The sequence below is a fragment of the Butyrivibrio sp. WCE2006 genome (genome assembly GCF_000701985.1).
Lineage (GTDB): Bacteria > Bacillota > Clostridia > Lachnospirales > Lachnospiraceae > Butyrivibrio.
The window spans coordinates 14,468-34,998 of the sequence record NZ_JNKH01000026.1; the positions used below are offsets into that span (position 1 = coordinate 14,468).

The following is a 20,531-nucleotide window of genomic DNA, read 5'->3' on the forward strand; positions in this document are numbered from 1 at the left end:
CGCGTTTTCCTTAGTGCATTCATAAAATCATCGTAGTCTGTAATTAAACGCCTGCGAAAAATCCAACAAGGCACATAATGACCAAGAGCACTACTGCCGTGATTGCCTCAGTCATAAACATAAGGTCATTGGCTCTTTTGATGTCCTTTTTCTCCGGCTTTCGTATTTCGTCGCCGATTGTGGGCTTTTCAACAACAACTCCCTTATATGTATGAGTTCCGCCAAGCTTTAGTCCCAAAGCACCAGCGCAGACGCTCTCTGTCTGGGATGAGTTGGGAGACTTGTGATTAAGCCTGTCTCTTTTCCATATTTTAGAGGCTCTTTTCCCATCAATATTCTTTGAAAAAAGCTCTAAAATAAAGCTTGCTGCAATCATGAAAACTGCGCTGATACGGGCCGGAAGAAAATTGAAAAAGTCGTCTGCCCTTGCTGCAAAGCTTCCAAAATATTCGTATCTGTCATTGTGATACCCAAGCATGGAATCCATGGTATTTACAGCTTTATATGCCATCCCAATCACAGGTCCGAAAAGCGCCGTGTAAAGGAGCGGCGCAATTACTCCATCAGATGTATTTTCAGCCACAGTCTCGACTGCCGCCTTGATCACTTCCTCCTCGGACAGCTCTTTGGTGTCTCTCCCGACGATCATGGATAATGCATATCTTGCCTTCCCGATATCGCTCTTTTCAAGCTCTGAAGCTACCGCCATGCTCTCTCTGCAAAGGCTCCTTGCTGCAAGAATATAGCAGGTAAAAATCGCCTCAATAACAACGCCAATATACATGTTTAAAAAATATGCCGTGCCTACGATAACTGCCATAACCGCAATTACAATAAGCTCCACACTAAGCCACAGAAGGATTCCGTTTCTCTTTTCCCTTTGATATTCTCTCTTTTTATCCTTAAGATCGCCTCCCAGCAGCACTTTTTCAAAAAAGGAAATCAGGTTGCCAATCGCTCTTATTGGATGCGGGAGCCTGTGAGGATCTCCGATTATCTGGTCAAGTATTATGCCAAGTACCAGCCCTGCTATATGAAGTCTAAAAAACAATCCCATCCGTTAGTTTTTCCTTATCAAATAAATAATATGGCAAGCTCTCCTGCCAAAAACGCCATTTCCAACCTATCAATGCAGCCATATTTAATTATCCACATTGATAAGCCGATACTATCAATCTATCCACATAGGCAGGTGGATATTATAGGCTTTTTTACAAATAAACCACAATTGCCAAAACAGCGGCCGTGACAATCTCGCCCGTCGTTACAAAAAATCCTGCGGTATCTCCGGTGACGCCGCCAAACTCTTTATAAATCTTCCTTTTGTAATACAATGTATGCGCCAAAAATGCCAACACTGTAGCTGCTCCATAGAGCGGTTTAGCGTAAATCATTCCCCCGCAGCTTATAAGGAATATGAAAAGATTAAAAAATACCGTTCCCTTCTGATTATTCTTTGTTTCTTCGTAAAGCATTCCTTCCTTTTTTGCTTTCTTAAAGGTTAGTGAAGTAAAAGCACTGGCTGCCCTTGAAATAACAAAGGTCAATCCCAAAATAACAATAAGCCTTGTATCGCATTTGGGACTTAGCAAAATCGCTGTAACAGCAGCTGCATAAATCAGATACCATTTTAAAAGTGATATAACCGCAAATGCACCAATATGGGAATCCTTTAGGATTTCCAGTTTTCTCTCCTTTGATGCGTAGGAATTAAGGGCATCCTCCGTATCCATAAAACCGTCCAGATGAAAGCCGCCGGTTATAAGAATTGGAGTCAGAATCGTCAGGATAATTCTGACCGCCACGGGCAGTTTCATAAGCGGATCAAAACTATTTAAAAGCAGAACTACTGCCCCCATCACAGCCCCTACGAATGTGAAAAATGTGAGGCTGTGCGCCATATCATCTTCCTTCCACTCAAACACAGGCATAGGTATCTTACTGTACATGGAAAAAGTTACAGCGAGCCATCTAAATATTTTCAACTTTAGTTTCCTTTCCTCAGATCATATATCTTCTCTGAAAAAGCAGACAGCTTCTCATTTATCATGCTAAGGATATACACATATCGCCTTGTGGAAACGTCATATCCCTCATCATCTCTCTCGTACTCATTCGTGACAATAATGATATTATTAACTTTCTTCGAGAGCTGCTTTATCTCATCAACAACTTTGTCTATAAGTTCTATGGTCGTCAGATTTTTTCCTTCAGGATTCTCGAACATCTCATTTCCGGCTAAATTGGATACGCACTCCAGAAGCACCGTTGTCTTTTGTGGATCAGGAATTTGGGCTAAAGTCTCAGCTATTCCGTACTCTTTTTCTATAGTGACAAAGCCTTTTCCTTCCCGCTGTCTTCTATGCTTTTCCACACGCTCTTTTCCTGCATCATCATATATCTTCATGGTGGCGAGATATACTCTGTATGGGTCATCCGTCTTCATGGAAAGCTCCTCTGCAAGCACGGATTTTCCGCTGTTGCTGGTACCGATTACAAGATAAATCATCTGTCAAACCTCTCATACTGCTCTATTACGGTGTCGTTAAATTCCGTGCCGCTAAGATAAAGAGACATAGCCATATCAAGCATAGGAAAAAGCATAATAGCACCGGTTCCCTCTCCCAGGGCAAGGTCAGCATGGATTACAGGTTTAAGTGAAAGCTCACCAAGAACAATCTCCATTCCTTTCTCTCTCCCCATGTGTGATGGAATCATATAATCTCTGCTGCCGGGTACAAGCCTCTCAGCCAAAAGCCCTGCAACTGCACTAATCAGTCCATCTACCACTATCGGCACATGGTATAGCGCACCTCCTATAAAAACTCCGGTGAGTCCTGCTATGTCAAAACCTCCAAGGCGCATGAGTGCGTCAATTGCCTCTTCTTTTGTAACTATCTTTGAATTCTTTTTATCTCCTCTGTGAAGCTCCAGCCCCTTTTGAACAACCTCTGCCTTTTTCTTAAGTCCGCTGTCGGAAAGTCCTGCGCCTCTCCCTGTTACTCCCGCAGGATTAAGTCCCATCAATGCACAAAGAAGAGCTGTGCTGGTTGTCGTGTTTCCTATACCCATCTCGCCAGTGGCGATAATGCCATATCCGCCCCTGCTCCTGTTCTTTACTGCCTCAATTCCTGTTGTAATTGCCAGAAGGCACTCATCAAGCGTCATAGCAGGTCCTTTAACGAAATTCGAAGTTCCTTTTCTGACCTTGGCGGCTATAACTCCGGAAGGCGTATCCTCACAATTTATGCCTACATCATAGACGAAAAAGTCAAGCGGATAGCCCTTTGCCATGGTACCTACAGAACTCTTTTTTTGTCCCATTAGCTCAGCCACATCCCTCGTAACTTTCTGGTTTGTCTGGGATACCCCCTCTTCAAACACGCCATTGTCAGCGCACATTATTATGATGGCTTTCTTTTCTATGTCAGGACAAGTTTTCCTCTGTATCTCTGCCATGTGGCTTATCATCGCTTCAAAGCTCCCAAGACCGTCGATGGGCTTTGCAACCGCATCCCATTTTTCCTTGGACTTTATTCTGATTTTGCCATCCGGCTTATCTATTTTAATTGAAAATAATTCTTCTAATGTCATTCCGCTTCCTTACCTTTAATAAGCCTGTAATTTCCGTTCAGGACTTCATAAATATAATCCATATCAAGACTCTCTCTTAGCGCTTTTGCAAGACGGTCATACTCCCTGTCCTTGAATTCATCATAGTCTGAAATCTTATCCGTGACGATATCTTTTCCCCTTGCTTTTGCGATTTTTTTAATAACCAAAGAGGCTATCTCCTTCTTATCAAAAAAGCCGTGGATGTAGGTTCCGTACACATTTTTACTGCAAAATCCCGTTCTGCCAGATGTGAATTCTAAAGGCTCTTCGGCGGGTGTATTTTTTTCCATTTCTCCGTAGGTGACAGTATTCCCCATTTCACCATAGGGAACAGTTTTCCCATTTTCATCATAGGGAACGGTTTTTCCCATATGTATTTCATAACCCTCAACCAAAATACCCTCTAATCCGCTAAGGATTCCGGAAACTGAATTCACCTTTCCTTCATAACGGGTTCTCACCTTCTCATTTTCCAAAACCGTATCAACAGGTAAAAGCTCAAGTCCCTCAATGCTTCCGCCCTCTTCCACATGATAAGGGTCTTCTATTTTCCTGCCTAGCATCTGGAAACCGCCGCATATTCCAAAGACACATATGCCTTCTGCTGCCTTTTTGATGACTTCATCAAAAAGGCCGTTTTCCTTGATACTCCTTAGATCTGCGATCGTGTTTTTTGTTCCGGGCAAAATTATGAGGTCAGGATCCTTAAGTTCTGATGGCTCATAAACATACCTTACCGACACATCTTCAAGCTGTTCAAAGGTATCAAAGTCTGTAAAATTCGATATATGCGGAAGCCTTATAACAGCTATATCAAAAGTCTTCACCTCTTTTTTTGTAAATCTGTCAGAAAGAGAATCCTCATCATCAAGCTTGACATCAATATAAGGAACAACACCCGCAACCCTTGTTTTTCCTTTATCTTCAAGGATGCGTATACCATCATCAAAAAGCCTTATATCCCCTCGGAATTTATTGACTATAAGCCCTTTAACTCTTCTCCTCTCATCATCTTCAAGAAGGTCAAGCGTACCAAGGAGCTGCGGAAAAACGCCGCCTCTGTCTATGTCTCCAACCAGTAGAACGGGCGCATCTATCATCTCTGCAAGTCCCATGTTCACGATGTCATCCTTTTTAAGATTCATCTCCACAGGAGAGCCAGCGCCCTCAACAACTATCACATCTACCATGTCCGAGAGCCTGTTGTAAGCATCAAGAATGTCTTTTACATAATCCTTCTTGTGCCTGAAATACTCCATTGCCTTCATGTTTCCGATAACTCTGCCATTTACAATGACCTGGGAACCCACATCACTGGTAGGTTTTAAGAGTATGGGATTCATAATGGACATAGGCTCAATTCTGGCACACTCTGCCTGCATCACCTGGGCTCTGCCCATCTCGAGGCCGTCCTTTGTGATAAAAGAATTAAGTGCCATATTCTGAGACTTAAATGGCGCAACCTTATACCCATCATCGCTGAAAATCCTGCAAAGACCGGCTGCTATAACACTTTTTCCGGCATTTGACATAGTGCCCTGAATCATTATGACCTTTGCCTTTTTCCTCTTGAGAAAAGGCGCTTCATCTGAAGCATCAATTTTATTTTTATTAAATGAAGCTTCTTTTGATGATTCTTCTACAGGTTTCCCTATCACTACTGAACTTTCTTCATTATTATGTAAAGACGATTCGGGCGCGTTTGCCTGAGTAGATTCTTTTTCTTTCTCCCATGGCATCTCCCCAAGCAGCTCAATATCTATATTCTCAATATGATAAAGCTTTCTTATGAAGCTCTCCTTAAATACTTCTGAGGGCTTTCCTATTTTCAGGACTTTCCTCTCTCCGATTGCAACCACAATATCGGAGATTTTCCTGGCTATTTCCAGTTCATGAAGTGACATAAGCACGGCCACGTTTTTCTCCTGAACATAGGCTTTGATCTTTTGAAGAATGTCGATTTTATGCCTTATATCAAGGAAAGATGTGGGCTCATCAAGTACCAGAATCTCCGGTTCCTGACATATGGCTCTGGCCAGCAGGACTCTTTGTTTTTGTCCGTCACTTATTTTTTCAAAAAACTTATCCGAAAGTTCTGAAACATCAGTCCACCGCATGGCTTCTTCAACTTTTTCCCTGTCTGCTTCTGAAAGGATTCCAAGCCGCCCGGTGTAGGGATATCGCCCTATCTCCACAACCTCTCTGCAGGTCATAAGCTCAGGCTTAACCCTGTAGGTCATAAGGAGCGACATGCGCTTTGCAATCTCTGACGCAGATAACGCAGACTTATCCTCACCATTTAAATACACGGTACCGCCCCTTAATGAAAGCTCACCTGTCAGAGTCTTTAGAAGCGTAGTCTTACCACAACCGTTAGGACCTATAAGTGTGACGATTTTGCCCTTTTTCACAATTATTGAAATGTCTCTTATCAGGTCTTCCTTGTAGCCTATATTAAGTTTGTCAGTGCTTATCGCTTTTGACTTATCCATCAATCCTTCTTTTTCCTTTGAATCATCATAAAAATAACAACCGGCACCAGAAGCACCGCTGTCACGGAGCTGATGCTGACCTCAGTGGGGGCAAAAACAGTTCTGGCTATAAGATCGCAAAATAGTGTTATGAGCGCCCCTCCAAGGAAGCTGGCGGGGATCATCACATGAGCGCTGTCAGTTTTAAGGCTCATCCTTGCAAGATGAGGAACTGCTATTCCCACAAAGGATATGGGGCCTGCAAATGCAGTTACACAGGCAGCAAGAATGCTTGATATGAATATGAGCATAATCCTGAGGGCGATTATATTTACGCCAACGCTCCTTGCATAAGCTTCCCCAAGTCTGTAGGCATTCATGGGTTTTAAAATCGTAACCGTAAGTAAAAGTCCCAGAATCACGATCACGGTAAACACTCTGATTCCATCCCAGTTTATTCCGGAAAGACTTCCCATGGACCAGTTATGAAGATTTACAATATTTGAATCATCCGCAAATGTCACCACAAAATCAGTTATGGCTGAACATATATATCCTATCATTATTCCGCACACAACAAGAGTGCTCATGCTCTTAACTTTTGTGGAAATCATAAGTACAAAACTCATGGCAAGAGACGCTCCAATGAAGGCTGACAACACCATCATACTTAGTCCCATCTCTTTTCCCATATATAGAAATGAAATCATGAAAATGGCAACCGACAGCTTGGCTCCTGAAGATATTCCAAGCACAAATGGCCCAACGATAGGATTCCCAAAAAAGGTCTGCAAAAGATATCCTGACAGAGCCAGCGCTCCTCCCAGAATGATTGCAGACACTGCCCTCGGAAGTCTGATATTAAGAATGATGCTTCTTAGCATCTCATTGTCGGACTTACCGGAAATAATTCCGGACAAGTCCCACACGGATACGTAAGCGCTTCCAAGGATAATGCTTATCCAAAATACTACCACTATGAAAATTGTTATCAGGCTAAAGAATATGATGCTTCTTTTTCTATTCATATATGTTTCCTAATTCCATTTACGATAACTTATTCAGGTAAGTGTAGTCTCTGTCCACATCACTTAGCACATCACTTAAGTCTCGCATAAATTCAGCCATTCCCGTTATCTGCTGAAAAAGATTTCTCTCCGTACAATAAACTCTTTTTTCTTTTACCGCTTTAAAATCGCTAAACAGTTTATTCTTTGCAATGAGGTCATCGATAGAATGAATCTCGCCACCGATGGTGCTGTTGTAGATTATTATATCTGCCAAAGCCGCCTCTCTGTAAAAATCCTCCATCTGCATGTTCATGGTTGAGAGTGCATTTTCCCCTTCCCCTGCTCCAAGAAGGGCATACTTTCCGCCTGAAAGCTCAATCATCCTGGTAATATAATCACCGGATTTTCTTACATTGATAAGGCCATTTGCGGTTACATGGAAAAAGGCAACAGTTTTTCCTGTCTTCTTATTATCATCCATGATTGCGCTCATGGAACCAAGCTGATCATCAAAATATTGTTCTGCTTCTTTTTCCCTGTCAAAAAGTGCTCCGTAAAGCTTTATCCATTCAAGCCTTCCAAGAGGATGCTCCTCGTAGCTGGAAGTCTCAACAAGTACAGGTATGCCTAGCTCTGTAAGCTTTTCTTTAACTGCGGGCTCATGATATATCATAGTATTTTCTATGGCAAAATTGCAGCCTGCCCCAAGGATAACCTCGTAATCGGGAGCTCTGTATTTTCCCGCATATATTATTTTTCCATCCTGCATGGCATCCTTCGCAGCATCAATGTACCAGTCTTCCTTCTTTGTACCTGAAAGCTTTATCATATCAAGGGCGCCGCAGGTGTTAATAAGGTCCATTGCAGATGTTGATACAAGATAAGTCTTATCAAGAGGCTTTTGCAAAATCACAACATCCTTGCCTGCTTTTTCCAGGATATTACTTGTTATCTTCTCATCTGAACCTTCCGGTAAAACCAGATAGTTCCCGGAATTATCTATAGATATGAGAGAATAATCTCCGTATTTTTCTATTTCAAAACCTGTAGCATATTTAAGTTCTGTCTTGCCGGTAGAGGATAAACCTGCATCTTCAAGCGCAGCTTTTAACTCAGATAATTTCGCATCTGAGTTCTTATCTTTCCTTGTTGAAGGCTCCTCATTGCCTGCTTCTGAATTCTCTTCTACCGGGCTACTTTCATTTTCTGCTTCTAAATTTTCTTCTGCAGAAGTATTACCATCGTGTTTTTCGCCCCAGGTTATCGTATATTCAATTTCATGAGGGACACTCATTGCCACTGTATCCCCGATAACCGTCAGAGGTTCATCTATATTATCTATATCTACGGTAAAGGTCGATTCTCCACCGTTATTTTCATTTTCATATTTTTGCCCGTTTACGATCATGTAGTCATAATTGCTGCTGCTCCAGACAAATTTAGCAGAAAGCTTTCCATTATTATCAGTAATCTCTACCGGGGATTTGATGTAAGCTTTCCCTGTTCCTCCTTCAAAGCTTATATCAACAAAGTAATTATGTTCTGATATTACATTTATATTCTGATTAGTGGAAGTAACCTCCTGCGAAGCGCAGGAGGTTATGATAAATGTTGCTAATATTAAAATACATAAAGAGGTTATTGTTTTTCTAAAATTCATTAAATCCTCATTCTTTTGTGCCTGCCGGACTTTAGTTCTGCATTTTTCCTAAAACCAATTTGTAATTCTGATAAATACAATATTTCTTCGCAGGCATTTTATTACACTAACAGTATTGGCTTATGTTTTAAATTCCTGCTTTTTCTAAGAAAAACCCTATCAGTTATTACTTAGCAGGAGTTTCAACAACTACCTTGTGGTCATACCACTTTCCCTTTGTTCCTATCAGTGCAAGGTCGAACTCCTTATCAAGATAGGGAACAGGAACATCAAAACCGTTTACTGTTTCTGTTGTACCGTCACTGTAGGTAACTTCATCCTTTGTGGGCTCAAGAAGAACTGCACCATCCTTCATGGCATCCTCAGCTGTTCCGGGAAAAAGATTTACAATGTTCTCGGAAGGAAGGCTGATATGAATTACCATCTCACCATCTTTTACGGTTAAAGTTCCCATGTCCTCATAGGCTTCATTTATCTTAAACATTGAACTGTCAGTTGTGAATTTTGCCTGATACTCTCCGTTCTCAATTGCCTCAGCACTTTCTGCCTTTGCAGCAGTTTCACCTGCTTCAACACCTGATTCAGAGATTGCTGCTGCAGTATGAGCTACATATAAATCCTTAACTGCATCGATTCTTCCAAGACCTTCTATCTGGCAGTCTATTTTCTCAAAAGCTCCGGAAGCCTCAAACATGCTCTTCCAGGAATCCTCATCATCTCCAGCCATATCGTTGTTTGCATGATCACCTGCAACAACCATCAAAGGACGAAGAATAACCTTTGTATAGCCTGCTTCCTTGACATTCTCGATTACCTTGTCACAAGCAGTTTCTTCAGGCTCACCCTCAACTGTTCCAATGAAAACATTGTCATAGCCAAGTTCCTTCATCTGAGTTGCCATCTGAGAATAAGTAACTTTTGCAGTGTGTGCTGTTCCGTGTCCCATGAATACGAAAGCAGTCTGATCATCTGCTGCAGCTTTAATGCTTTCAAAACCTGCTGACTTTACAGAAGCTTCCACAACCGCCTCGGCAACAGCTTTCTTATCTTCATTTATTACACTTGCATCACTTCCTACTTCTCCAAGAAGGGGCTCTGCAATAACTACGCTGTCAAATTTATCTGCATAGTTGTCAATTGCTTCCTTGAGCTCATCGTACTCAGCACCATGCATAAGGTGTGTAGGCTGAACAACAAGATTTTTTACACCATTCTGGACTGCTCTCTCAAGAGCCTGCTCCATGTTATCAATTTTCTCACCATCTCTTGCCTGAACATGGTTGATGATAATCTGAGCAGTGAAAGCTCTTCTTACAGACCAGTCAGGATAAGCATCAACGATAGCTTTTTCAACTCCACTTATATCTTCCACCCTGCTGTCATTAAAAGATGTTCCAAAGCTGACAACAAGTATCTCATTTTCTCCGATGTTATCTGTATTAAGCGGATCATCCTTTGATGCATCACCTGTATCTCTTCCAAAGTAATCAGGATCTGCGTTTTCACCTTCTACAAGTTCCTTCTGCTCATCTGTAAGATTATCCCAGGCAGCCTTTGCTTTTTCACAAAGCTCATCTGTCTCGTCGGTCCTCTGCTGAACATAGATAGAATCTATAAGGTCAGCTACTTCCTTAGCTTTCTCCTCATCACTCATATCAGCATCATCCTCTGTCTCTTCTGCATCCTCTGCCTGCTCTTTAGCGGCATCCTCTTCTGCTTCAGCTTCGCTTACTTCCTCACTTGCTTCATCAGCCTGCTCTTGCGCTTCTGCTTCCTCAGATGCTTCATTTGAACTTTCATCAGAAACAGTTTCCTGCACTGCTCCGGATTCAGCTCCTGTTTTGCCGCATCCAACAACCAGTGACATTGAGGTTGCCATTGCAAGCACTGCTAACACTATTCTTCTTTTCATAATATAATGCCTCCTTTTTATATAGAAAAAACTCATTCCCAAAATCCGGAAATGAGTTTTTTGCACACAAAACTACAGGGTTCTATTTTTCATAAACCCTTCTATTCGGTACGGCCAATTACTCGTGGTCCGGATTACAATTTCCAAAAGGAAATCTTATCCTGTACCAGCTTCATGGCAGGTTTCCTGGCTCATGGATCATCATGCTGCTATCTGCCTTCCCGAGATTCCCCAGTGGTCATAAAATGCGATATCAGCACTCCCCATTTACAGTGACGAGTTCGCACAGGTTTTACACCTGTTTCCCTTTTACCCTCTGCAGTCAGATAAACTTCCCTGACTTAAGCGGCACCACAAAACTGTCTATATTCTATTTTGAAAAAGTCCTTTAATTACTATTCAGGCTTCTCTTACAGCCTGAATTACTCAAAACTAATTCCATATCAAATGGATGTATTCTTAAAAGCTTCAATATCAAGCTCAGGCATAAGCTCTTTGTTTATGATATCCAGCATTTCGTTAAGCTTTTTATAGTCCTCAGGAGAGAATCTCTTCTCGCACCTCTTCATAAGGATCTTCAGATAGTCCTGATTGATCTTGCAGAAATCAAGATACTTCTTGGTGGGACGAAGGTGAAATTCTCTTCCATCATCCTTGGACTGCACTTTTTCAAGATATCCTTTTTGAACCAGACACTTGATTCTGTGAGCAGCATTGGGAGAGGATATATTAAGCGTTTTTGCAAACTCAGCAATAGTTGGCTCATTCATAGCCATTATTATCTCCATACTGAAAGTTTCAACCGTTGTGAGTGTTGCCTCTCTGTTTTCATAACGCGAATAAACCTTCAGAAAAAAATGAAGGCGAAGCTTATCATATATTTGACTTATGGCATAATCGAGCATTTTATATATTCCTTTGAAAATAATGATGTAAGGATCAAAAGTAAATTTAGCCCATTACTGATGATAAAAGTTACTTTTTCCGAAACTTTCGCAATTCAAAACAATCGAAATCCGTTAATTTACTGTGTAATCTGCTACCTACTCACGTTTAACGGTTTAATATGTCATGATTCGATTTATGCAGGCATAAACGAATTATGGCCTTTGACCCTATTTTGTAACTTTCATCTAGTATAGCATACTTTGCAAAGATACCCATCACTGAAACCCGAAAAGGTATTAAGCCAATCTTAAAGTTTTCTAAAGAATGACTGACGACTTTCTGAAAAAGCGCATACATGAATCATATTTTCATGCATTATTAGCATTTTGAATACATCAAATGACCAATTTCATTGAATTTCTGATACTTCAATGTTCTTTTTTGAACAAAATAATCAGTCTAAAATAAGATTTTAATTAGTCAGACTCCTCATAAACGAAATAACGTCAACTTTCCACAGCAAAGGATATAACTTCACATTAATTCCATTTTGAACCTTCAAGATAATACATTTAGCACAACTCACCTGTCAAGCAGTAAAGGACATCTCAGCGCTCTGCTAATGTAAAAATCCGGAATTTCTGATAAAATTCCGGATCCTGTCACTATATTATGAGGTAAGGTACATTAAGTCATTATGCTATTTATGCAAGCATAATCTCATTATAACCTTTGCTCCTCGTATCATATTATTGAAAATGTAATTTCAGCCTTAGTGACAACTACTCCGTCCACAAGAGCCTCTGCTTCTGCTACTCCCACAGAGCCTTTGCATCTGACCATCTGACAGCGGAGCTCAAGAACATCCCCTGGAGTTACAGGCTTTTTGAAGCGGGCATTCCTTATGCCTCCGAACAAAGCAATCTTACCTCTGTTTTCAGGAAGAGATAGCGCTGCAACAGCTCCTGTCTGTGCAAGTGCTTCAATAATCAGAACCCCGGGCATTATAGGTCTTCCGGGAAAATGTCCCTGAAAGAACTGCTCATCCATACTGACGCACTTTCTTCCCACAGCCCATATTCCAGGCTCATGATCTATAATTCTGTCCACAAGAGCAAAAGGATATCTGTGCGGCAGTATTTCAGCTATTTCCTCTGCAGTAAGTGATTTCTTTTCAACTCTTTCTTCTATATTCATACTATTTATTTTCCTCTAAATGCGATGACAGAGTAACCCTATCTTCCCTATCATTGCAAAATAATCAATACGACTTTCCAAGCGCTACACAAAGAACGTTCAAAGAATCTTAAAACTTCTTAAAGATGAGACAAGCGTTGTGTCCGCCAAAGCCAAGGCTGTTACTAAGCACATACTTAAGATCAGATTCTATGCCCTTACCGGGAACATAATTAAGATCCAGTTCAGGATCAGTTTCCTTAAGTCCTACAGTCGGAGGAACGAAACCGTCTTCCAATGCCTTTACACTAAATATAGCCTCTACTCCGCCTGCGCCGCCGAGGAGATGTCCTGTCATTGACTTTGTACTGGAGACGTAGAGTTTCTTTGCATGATCGCCAAAAACTGATTTTATGGCTGCTGTTTCATATTTATCATTAAGGCTTGTTGATGTTCCGTGCGCGTTGATGTAGTCGATATCATTTTCACTGATTCCTGCATCTTTGATGGCAAGCTTCATGCAAGCTGCACCGCCGACTCCGTCCGGTGAAGGAGAAGTTATGTGATAAGCATCGCAGTTACTTCCATAACCAACTATCTCAGCATAGATATGCGCGCCTCTGCTGACAGCATGCTCGTATTCTTCAAGTACGAGGACACCGCTTCCCTCGCCCATTACAAAGCCGTTTCTGTCCTTATCAAAAGGAATGCTTGCTCTTGCAGGGTCTGTAGAATCTGAAAGTGCCTTCATATTCTGGAAACCTGCGATTCCAAGAGGAGTTATGCTGCTCTCAGTTCCGCCGCAGATCATCACATCCTCGTAGCCATCTCTTATTCTGAAAAAAGAATCTCCGATGGCATTACTTCCGCCTGCGCAGGCAGTAACAGGGCAGGTGCACATTCCCTTAAAGCCATGAGCTATTGCTATGCGGGCTGCTGCCATATTACAGATAGCCATAGGTACAAAGAAAGGGCTGACCATATTGTTACCTTTTTCCGTCATGCGGTTATGCTGTTTTTCAATCTCATCAAGTCCACCGATTCCGCTTGAAATAATAACTCCGCATCTTTCTGCTGCTATCTCGGATACAGGAGTATCAAATTTATACTCTCCGTCAGCAGACTTGCAGAGACCTGAATCCTCTATTGCCTCTTCAGCGGCATATAAAGCAAGCTGAGTAAATCTCGCCATATGGCGAATTTCTTTTCTGTCCAGCTTCTTTGCAGGATCAAAATCCTTGACCTCAGCTGCTACCTTGGTCTTATACTCTGTGGTGTCAAATACTGTTATTTCTCCGATTCCTATTCTGCTATTTTTTACACTATCCCAGCTCTCTTCTACACTGTTACCGATTGGATTGACTGTACCAAGGCCGGTTACGACTACTCTTCTCTTCATATCGTTCCTTTCTTACAACTTACATTCCCATGCCGCCATCGACCCCAAGTACCTGACCTGTAATATAGCTGCTCTTCTCGTCTGCCAGGAAAAGCACAGCATTCGCCACGTCTCCGGGCTCTCCCATTCTCTTGGCAGGAATTGAATTATTGATGTTATCCTTTTGTGCATCTGACAGCACATTTGTCATGTCAGTTTCGATCATTCCGGGTGCAACAGCATTCACGGTAATATTTCTTGAAGCCAGTTCTTTTGCGCTGCTCTTTGTCAGGCCGATAAGTCCTGCTTTGCTTGCACTGTAATTTGCCTGTCCCGCATTTCCGTGAACACCGACAACACTGGATATATTTATTATTCTTCCATAGCGCTGCTTCATCATGGGCTTTGTGACAAGCTTACTCATCAAAAATGCGCCCTTTAGGTTTGTAGACACTACGCTGTCAAAATCCTCAGGACTCATTCTCATAAGAAGTCCATCCCTTGTGATTCCGGCATTGTTTACGAGCACGTCAATTCTTCCGTACTTCTCAACTACTTTTTGAACAAGCTCTTCACAGGATTTTTCATCTGAGACATCTCCCTTGAAAAGAACGACATCCTCAGCACCTTTTTCTCTGCAGAGCTGCTCAGCTTCGGCAGCAGCTGCATCGTTTCCTGCATAGGTAATCACAACATTATATTTATTCTCTGAAAATGACAGTGCAATTTCCCTGCCAATACCACGGCTTGCGCCGGTTACAACTACTGTTCGTGCCATTTGTGTTTCCTCTACTTATTCATCTCACTGAGCTAATGCTACAAAATCCTCTATATCCTTAGAAGTTTCCAGGGTGATACACTCGATGTCATCAATGTTCTTTTCCTTGGCAGTTCTCTTTACAAAGCCTGTAAGAGCTTTTCCGGGTCCGATTTCAACAAAACGTCTTACACCCTTTTCAAGCAGATGCTCAATTGTCTGAGTCATCTTTACGCCGCTCTGAACCTGTTTTTCAAGAAGTTCTTTCACAGATTCATCACTTCTTCTTTCATCTCCCTTGACATTGAATACCACAGGAATCTGCTCTTCATTAAAGGTGATTCCTTCAAAGTATTCCTTCAATGCGTCTCCCGCAGGAGTCATGAATTTGGTATGAAAAGGGCCACTGACATTAAGATACATGCATCTTTTTGCGCCATTTTCCTTGGCGAGTTCTACTGCCTTATCAACCGCAGCCTTTTCACCGCCGATTACGATCTGTCCCGGGCAGTTGTCGTTACAAATGGATACGACTCCAACTGAAGATGCTTCATCAACTGATTCCTGAAGCTTATCTCTGGAAATGCCGATCACTGCTGCCATTTTTGACTCAACACCCTCTGCTGCCTTTGTCATGGCTTCTCCTCTGAAGGCTGCCAGATTAATTGCAGTCTTTGCATCCCATACTCCTGAAGCTTCAAGTGCTGAATACTCTCCCAGAGATAAGCCTGCAAGATAGTCAGGTTTTATTCCCCTTTTATTCAAAATCGCTGTTACACCGGAGGCAAAAGCAACCATGCAGGGCTGGGTATATTTTGTAAGACTAAGCTCCTCATCAGGATCCTCAAAACACATCTTTTTAAGGTCAAAAGACAGCTCCGCCTTATCAAAAATCTCTCTGAATTCCTCAAAATCGCGGTAAATATCCTCGCCCATTCCTTTATGCTGGCTCCCCTGTCCCGCATATAAAAATGCTGTTTTCATTCTCTTACTAACTCCTCAAAAATTTTTCTCAAAGGCCTGATCTCCTTGACCTGTCCGCAAGTCTGTCCTGCCATGAGACTTCCAGTTTCGGTATCTCCTTCAAAAACCGCTCTTCTAAGACTTCCAAGTGTAAATTTCTCAAGCTCTAAAAGATCAGCTCCTGCCTTTTCCTGCTTAATGTATTCACGGCTCATCTTGTTTTTAAGGATTCTTACCGGTGTTCCACCGATTCTTCCTGTGACGATAGCATCTGTTCCCTTCGCCTTGATGACCGCCTTTTTATAATTCTCATGAATAGGACATTCATCACTGGCAAGAAGACATGTTCCGACCTGAATGCCGCTGGCTCCAAGTGCATATGCCGCCTTAACCTGTCTGCCATCCGCAATACCGCCTGCTGCAATAACAGGAATGTTTACCGAATCAACGGTCTGCGGAACCAGAGTCATTGTGGTCATCTCTCCGATGTGTCCACCACTCTCACAGCCTTCAGCGATTATCATATCCGCTCCGCATTTCTCAAGAGCCTTTGCAAGTATAGGTGCCGCAACTACCGGAATCACAATGATTCCTGCTGCCTTCCATTTGTCCATGTACTTTGCAGGATTTCCTGCACCGGTTGTGACAACCTTTACCTTTTCCTCCACCACAATGTCAGCAAATTCGTCTGCGTCAGGATGCATGAGCATTATATTTACACCAAAAGGCTTATCTGTTTTGCTCTTGCAGATTCTGATCTCATCTCTTAGCATCTTGGGTGTCATACCGCCTACACCTATAATTCCAAGCGCTCCTGCGTTTGAACATGCTGCTGCAAAAGATCCGGTGGCAATGTTAGCCATGCCTCCCTGGATTATGGGAAATTCCGTTCCGAGTATTTCGTTAATCTTTTTCATTTTTTCATTCATCCTCTATTAACACCGATACTGCACTATCTTCCGGCATATCGTATGAGCGCTCCTGCCCATGTAAGTCCTCCACCAAAACCGACCAGCATTAAAAGATCCCCACTACTTAGCTGCCTACTTTCTGCAAGTTCATCAAGTGCTATCGGCACTGAAGCAGCACTTGTGTTGCCATAACGTTCCATGTTTTTGTAAAATCTGTCCGGATCAGCCTTCATCCTTCTGACAACAAAATCGATAATTCTTTCATTTGCCTGATGACATATCACCTTACTGACATCACCGTAAGAATATCCGCTCTTTTCTTCAAGCTCCTTTATACACAGAGGAATAATTGATGTTGCAAATTTAAAAACATCCTGCCCCTGCATTTTTATGTGGCTTGGCTCTTTTCCGGGTCCCTCTGCAAGAATTTCATATCCGCCTCTTGCCCCTAAAGTTGAGGCATAAGGCGCATCCTCCGAGAGCCTTACAACTGCTGCTCCCGCACCGTCTCCAAAGAGAACACAGGTGGAACGGTCAGTCATATCAAGTAATCTGGACAGCTGCTCACATCCAACTACAAGAGCGTATTTTTCTAAAGATCCATTTAGCATCCCTCTGGCAACTTCAAGCCCGTACAGAAAACCGCTGCAGGCTGCATTTATATCAAAGCTTGCGATGTTTTCCCTAAGCCCCAGCTCCCTCTGAACCATGCATGCCATACTTGGCGTTGCATAATCTCCTGAAAGTGTTGCACAGATACATACTCCTATATCCTGTGCATTAAGTCCCGAGGACTCTATCGCTTTACATGCTGCCTTTATCGCAAGTTTGTCCGCACTCTCATTTTCATCACAGAAATATCTCTGCCTGATACCGGTCCTGGTAGTAATCCACTCATCACTTGTCTCAACTATTTTGGCAAGATCATCATTGGTTACGACTTTTGAAGGAATCGCTCTTCCAGTTCCCAATATTTCAATATTTTTCATCCCTCTTATCCAATCTTCCTGTACTTCATCTGTCTGTTTTTCTTACATCCGGAGGGTGACAGTGCCATAAGCTCTTTCAGATTGGAATAAAGCTCCTTATCAAGGTTTTTAAACACTTCCTTATAATCCCTCTGGGCACCGCCGACAGGCTCTTTTATAACGCAATCGGCAACACCGTCCTTAAGGAGATCAGCCGCTGTAAGCTTCATAAGCTTGCATGCTTCCTTGTGTCTGTCAGCATCCTTCCAGAGAATACTTGCAAAACCCTCAGGACTGAGAATTGAATAGACTGCGTTCTCCAGCATAAGAATCTTGTTGGCAACGCCTATCGCCAGAGCTCCTCCGGAATTGCCTTCACCTGTGACAACGGCTATGATCGGCACATGGAACTGACTCATCTTGGCAAGGTTCATTGCAATCGCCTCACCCTGACCATGCTCCTCAGCCTCAAGCCCCGGATATGCTCCGGGAGTATCTATAAAGGTAATGATCGGTCTTCCGAATTTTTCTGCCTGATTCATAAGCCTTAAGGCTTTTCTGTAGCCCTCCGGGCAAGGCATTCCGAAATTATAGGCCATGTTTTCTTCCACGGTATGCCCTTTTCTGTGCCCAAGGACAGTGACAGGTATCCCGTGAAATCTGGCAATTCCGCCATATATGCTCTTGTCCTCATCAAAGAGGTGATCTCCCTTTTGCTCAAAGAAGTCTGTAAAAAGTCCCTCTATAAAATCTTCTATGTGCGGCCTTAAAGGGTGTCTGGCAAGAAAAACCTTTTCATCAGGAGACAGCTCCTCACATTCGGAAAGGAGACAGTCACGCATTTTTTTAAGCTTGCCTATCTCTATTCCCTGAGCTTCCCAGGCTTCGTACTCATCCTCAATGCCCTCGAGGATCTCGTCATATTTAAATGCTGTTTCGACAAGTTCGTCCGTCTCTCCTGCCGCTTTCTTTTCAAGTTCAGATATTTTCCGGTCGAGTTTTTCTACTGATTTTAAAACCTTCTCTATCATGGATTAATCCCTCCATCACCTCAAAACAAAACTCATTTTGAATGCAGCTCTATAAGTTGGATCAGTGTATCCCTCATCTCACTTCTTGGCACTATCTTGTCAACAAAACCATGAGCCTCCAGATATTCGCTTCTTTGGAAGCCCTTAGGGAGCTTTTTATGGATAGTCTGCTCAATTACCCTGGGACCTGCAAAGCCTATCAGCGCTCCGGGTTCGGCAAGAGTTATGTCGCCAAGAGAAGCAAAGCTTGCCGTGACACCACCAGTCGTTGGATGAGTCAGGAAGCTGATATAGAGCCCTCCTGCCGCATTGAACTCCTCAATAGCTGCCGCAGTTTTTGCCATCTGCATAAGGCTGAATATTCCTTCCTGCATCCTGGCTCCTCCGCTGGCTGAAAAGATGATCAGGGGCAGACATTTTTCAGTTGCATATTCAACTGCCCTCGTGACCTTTTCCCCTACGGTACTACTCATACTTCCCATGAAAAATCTGCTGTCAAGGACAATAGTTACAACCTTATGTCCATTGATTTTCCCGGTGGCTGTAACAGCCGCCTCGGGAAGTCCGGTCTTCTCTGTCTGGCGCTTCAATTTATCCTGATACTCCGGAAAATCCATGGGATCCTTTGCCTTAAGGTCTTCGTTCAACTCTTTGAAAGTTCCCTTATCAAGTATAATAGAGAGTCTGTAGTAAGCCCCTATCGGTCTGTAATTGCCGCAGACCGGACAAACATAATAATTCTTTTTCCACTCCTGTTTCAGAGCTCGTCTGTTACAGGCCTTACATGTTATAAAAACCGGCTCCTTGTCCTTTTTCAAAAGGACCTCGCCAATGTCCTTCCTCACTCTTGCAGGAAAGGATAATGAGTCAAGAAAAGTCCCCATTCTGCTGCCTCCTCTATAAACTGTTCCATAAGGCGCTGCCATCGTAACTTTATTATTTATGTGCCTCGATTGCGTTAAGTACGTCCTGAACTGTCTTAAGATTTGCAACTTCCTCATCAGGAATCTTTACACCAAGTCTCTCCTCGATTTCCATGTGAAGCTCAACAACGCTGAGTGAATCTGCACCAAGATCATCGATAAGGTTTGATTCCTTTGTAATCTTCTCCTCATCTACTGCAAGAATCTCTGCTATAAGTCCCTTAATTTCTTCAAAGCTCATTTTATTTTCCTCCGTTTTAACTAAATTCTTTTTAATTAAATTACTTTGAAATAATATCCTTAAAGTTTCCGTTTGTCAACGTAGTAATGAATGCCACCTTTTATAGTCCGGGCTTAGTTTCCACAGTTTTCTTGTCCCCTTCTGAATTTTCCAACATAATTAAGCCTAGTTGAAACTGTCTGATTGCGAACAATTTTTCACTATTTCCGGTGCTTTATGAAAGTTAAAAACATTTTATTTTCCTATAAACTTTTCCAAATTCCACTTCGATAATATTATTGAACACACAAAAGAACATGCAAAACGGCCGGTCGCATGAAACATAATTATTACTGACGGAGGAATAGGACAATGTATATGTATGAATTGTTTCTTGCAAAAGATATAAATGGGAAAAATGTTCACTTTATAGAGACTGATCACAAAGTAGATGACCTGGAAAAGTGGCTCAAGAAACTTGTTAAAGACAATACCATTACAGAAGATATCGCAAATGCTGTTACCTTCGTCTGGTAAGTAAAAAACAGAATATCAAAAATCCACAGCTCGACAAGTCAGCTACAATAAGATCAGTCCACAGAGCCGGGGACATAACACATAAAAACAGGGACTATGCTTGACGAAGCA

The 20,531-nt window shown here is 42.3% G+C and carries 18 protein-coding genes, 2 pseudogenes and 1 riboswitch; of the genes and pseudogenes, 1 reads left to right on the forward strand and 19 read right to left on the reverse strand.

The features are described 5' to 3' along the window. Positions 1–43 precede the first annotated feature (43 nt). The 19 genes and pseudogenes from cbiB to acpP all read right to left on the reverse strand — a co-directional run bounded on the left by cbiB (position 44) and on the right by acpP (position 19,904). Positions 44–1,057: an adenosylcobinamide-phosphate synthase CbiB gene (cbiB, locus tag T501_RS13895; RefSeq protein ID WP_044915453.1), complete on the reverse strand. Its 1,014-nt coding sequence runs from the start codon at positions 1,055–1,057 to the stop codon at positions 44–46. 154 nt (positions 1,058–1,211) lie between these two features. Next, on the reverse strand, positions 1,212–1,949 hold the full coding sequence (locus T501_RS13900) for an adenosylcobinamide-GDP ribazoletransferase (protein ID WP_155994866.1): 738 nt from the start codon (positions 1,947–1,949) through the stop codon (positions 1,212–1,214). 38 nt (positions 1,950–1,987) lie between these two features. Beyond that, positions 1,988–2,509: a bifunctional adenosylcobinamide kinase/adenosylcobinamide-phosphate guanylyltransferase gene (locus T501_RS13905; RefSeq protein WP_026510432.1), complete on the reverse strand. Its 522-nt coding sequence runs from the start codon at positions 2,507–2,509 to the stop codon at positions 1,988–1,990. Beyond that, on the reverse strand, positions 2,506–3,594 hold the full coding sequence (locus T501_RS13910) for a nicotinate-nucleotide--dimethylbenzimidazole phosphoribosyltransferase (protein ID WP_044915456.1): 1,089 nt from the start codon (positions 3,592–3,594) through the stop codon (positions 2,506–2,508). The genes T501_RS13905 and T501_RS13910 overlap by 4 nt, the downstream gene beginning before the upstream one ends. Beyond that, positions 3,591–5,162, reverse strand: coding sequence for a cobyric acid synthase (locus tag T501_RS22715; RefSeq protein WP_044915479.1), 1,572 nt, complete (start codon positions 5,160–5,162; stop codon positions 3,591–3,593). The genes T501_RS13910 and T501_RS22715 overlap by 4 nt, the downstream gene beginning before the upstream one ends. A gap of 447 nt (positions 5,163–5,609) precedes the next feature. Beyond that, positions 5,610–6,107, reverse strand: a pseudogene (locus tag T501_RS22720) (ABC transporter ATP-binding protein); the annotation flags it as partial. Further along, positions 6,107–7,114, reverse strand: coding sequence for a FecCD family ABC transporter permease (locus tag T501_RS13920; protein WP_044915457.1), 1,008 nt, complete (start codon positions 7,112–7,114; stop codon positions 6,107–6,109). The pseudogene T501_RS22720 and the gene T501_RS13920, both read right to left, overlap by 1 nt. A 19-nt stretch (positions 7,115–7,133) precedes the next feature. Next, positions 7,134–8,756, reverse strand: a complete 1,623-nt coding sequence (locus T501_RS13925) for an ABC transporter substrate-binding protein (protein WP_044915459.1) — start codon at positions 8,754–8,756, stop codon at positions 7,134–7,136. A 580-nt stretch (positions 8,757–9,336) separates the two neighbouring features. Beyond that, positions 9,337–10,668: pseudogene (locus T501_RS13930) on the reverse strand (sirohydrochlorin cobaltochelatase); the annotation flags it as partial. 159 nt (positions 10,669–10,827) lie between these two features. Further along, positions 10,828–11,039, reverse strand: a riboswitch (cobalamin riboswitch). Positions 11,040–11,111: 72 nt separating this feature from the next. Further along, positions 11,112–11,573, reverse strand: a complete 462-nt coding sequence (locus T501_RS13935; RefSeq protein ID WP_044915463.1) for a MarR family winged helix-turn-helix transcriptional regulator — start codon at positions 11,571–11,573, stop codon at positions 11,112–11,114. Between the two features lie 727 nt (positions 11,574–12,300). Beyond that, positions 12,301–12,753 (reverse strand): 3-hydroxyacyl-ACP dehydratase FabZ, encoded by a 453-nt coding sequence (fabZ, locus tag T501_RS13940; RefSeq protein WP_044915465.1) that lies wholly within the window; start codon positions 12,751–12,753, stop codon positions 12,301–12,303. Between the two features lie 109 nt (positions 12,754–12,862). Next, the gene (gene fabF, locus T501_RS13945; protein WP_044915466.1) at positions 12,863–14,131 is read right to left on the reverse strand and encodes a beta-ketoacyl-ACP synthase II; all 1,269 of its coding nucleotides are present in this window, start codon (positions 14,129–14,131) and stop codon (positions 12,863–12,865) included. 19 nt (positions 14,132–14,150) lie between these two features. Next, positions 14,151–14,888: a 3-oxoacyl-[acyl-carrier-protein] reductase gene (gene fabG, locus T501_RS13950; protein ID WP_044915467.1), complete on the reverse strand. Its 738-nt coding sequence runs from the start codon at positions 14,886–14,888 to the stop codon at positions 14,151–14,153. Positions 14,889–14,912: 24 nt separating this feature from the next. Continuing rightward, positions 14,913–15,851 (reverse strand): ACP S-malonyltransferase, encoded by a 939-nt coding sequence (gene fabD, locus T501_RS13955; RefSeq protein ID WP_044915468.1) that lies wholly within the window; start codon positions 15,849–15,851, stop codon positions 14,913–14,915. Continuing rightward, a complete protein-coding gene (locus tag T501_RS13960) occupies positions 15,848–16,747 on the reverse strand; it encodes a DUF561 domain-containing protein (protein WP_026510422.1) in 900 nt (299 codons plus the stop codon). The genes fabD and T501_RS13960 overlap by 4 nt, the downstream gene beginning before the upstream one ends. Positions 16,748–16,782: 35 nt before the next feature. Next, on the reverse strand, positions 16,783–17,730 hold the full coding sequence (locus T501_RS13965) for a beta-ketoacyl-ACP synthase III (RefSeq protein WP_044915469.1): 948 nt from the start codon (positions 17,728–17,730) through the stop codon (positions 16,783–16,785). A gap of 5 nt (positions 17,731–17,735) precedes the next feature. Next, positions 17,736–18,551: an acetyl-CoA carboxylase carboxyltransferase subunit alpha gene (locus T501_RS13970; protein WP_442855610.1), complete on the reverse strand. Its 816-nt coding sequence runs from the start codon at positions 18,549–18,551 to the stop codon at positions 17,736–17,738. A gap of 221 nt (positions 18,552–18,772) precedes the next feature. Further along, positions 18,773–19,624 carry an acetyl-CoA carboxylase, carboxyltransferase subunit beta gene (gene accD, locus T501_RS13975; RefSeq protein WP_026510419.1) on the reverse strand — a complete coding sequence of 284 codons (852 nt, stop codon included), beginning with the start codon at positions 19,622–19,624 and terminating at the stop codon, positions 18,773–18,775. Positions 19,625–19,676: 52 nt separating this feature from the next. Then, complete coding sequence (gene acpP, locus T501_RS13980; RefSeq protein WP_026510418.1) at positions 19,677–19,904, reverse strand: acyl carrier protein; 228 nt, start codon at positions 19,902–19,904, stop codon at positions 19,677–19,679. Between the two features lie 351 nt (positions 19,905–20,255). On the opposite strand from acpP, the gene T501_RS21385 reads away from it, so the two are divergent. Beyond that, positions 20,256–20,420 (forward strand): hypothetical protein, encoded by a 165-nt coding sequence (locus T501_RS21385; protein ID WP_155831440.1) that lies wholly within the window; start codon positions 20,256–20,258, stop codon positions 20,418–20,420. The last annotated feature ends 111 nt before the right edge of the window (positions 20,421–20,531 follow it).

Bases quoted from the DNA above. Each gene is read 5' to 3' on its own strand.
- cbiB (WP_044915453.1), bottom strand. From the start codon at position 1,057: ATGGGATTGTTTTTTAGACTTCATATAGCAGGGCTGGTACTTGGCATA.
- T501_RS13900 (WP_155994866.1), bottom strand. From the start codon at position 1,949: ATGTACAGTAAGATACCTATGCCTGTGTTTGAGTGGAAGGAAGATGAT.
- T501_RS13905 (WP_026510432.1), bottom strand. From the start codon at position 2,509: ATGATTTATCTTGTAATCGGTACCAGCAACAGCGGAAAATCCGTGCTT.
- T501_RS13910 (WP_044915456.1), bottom strand. From the start codon at position 3,594: ATGACATTAGAAGAATTATTTTCAATTAAAATAGATAAGCCGGATGGC.
- T501_RS22715 (WP_044915479.1), bottom strand. From the start codon at position 5,162: ATGATTCAGGGCACTATGTCAAATGCCGGAAAAAGTGTTATAGCAGCC.
- T501_RS13920 (WP_044915457.1), bottom strand. From the start codon at position 7,114: ATGAATAGAAAAAGAAGCATCATATTCTTTAGCCTGATAACAATTTTC.
- T501_RS13925 (WP_044915459.1), bottom strand. From the start codon at position 8,756: ATGAATTTTAGAAAAACAATAACCTCTTTATGTATTTTAATATTAGCA.
- T501_RS13935 (WP_044915463.1), bottom strand. From the start codon at position 11,573: ATGCTCGATTATGCCATAAGTCAAATATATGATAAGCTTCGCCTTCAT.
- fabZ (WP_044915465.1), bottom strand. From the start codon at position 12,753: ATGAATATAGAAGAAAGAGTTGAAAAGAAATCACTTACTGCAGAGGAA.
- fabF (WP_044915466.1), bottom strand. From the start codon at position 14,131: ATGAAGAGAAGAGTAGTCGTAACCGGCCTTGGTACAGTCAATCCAATC.
- fabG (WP_044915467.1), bottom strand. From the start codon at position 14,888: ATGGCACGAACAGTAGTTGTAACCGGCGCAAGCCGTGGTATTGGCAGG.
- fabD (WP_044915468.1), bottom strand. From the start codon at position 15,851: ATGAAAACAGCATTTTTATATGCGGGACAGGGGAGCCAGCATAAAGGA.
- T501_RS13960 (WP_026510422.1), bottom strand. From the start codon at position 16,747: ATGAAAAAGATTAACGAAATACTCGGAACGGAATTTCCCATAATCCAG.
- T501_RS13965 (WP_044915469.1), bottom strand. From the start codon at position 17,730: ATGAAAAATATTGAAATATTGGGAACTGGAAGAGCGATTCCTTCAAAA.
- T501_RS13970 (WP_442855610.1), bottom strand. From the start codon at position 18,551: ATGCGTGACTGTCTCCTTTCCGAATGTGAGGAGCTGTCTCCTGATGAA.
- accD (WP_026510419.1), bottom strand. From the start codon at position 19,624: ATGGGGACTTTTCTTGACTCATTATCCTTTCCTGCAAGAGTGAGGAAG.
- acpP (WP_026510418.1), bottom strand. From the start codon at position 19,904: ATGAGCTTTGAAGAAATTAAGGGACTTATAGCAGAGATTCTTGCAGTA.
- T501_RS21385 (WP_155831440.1), top strand. From the start codon at position 20,256: ATGTATATGTATGAATTGTTTCTTGCAAAAGATATAAATGGGAAAAAT.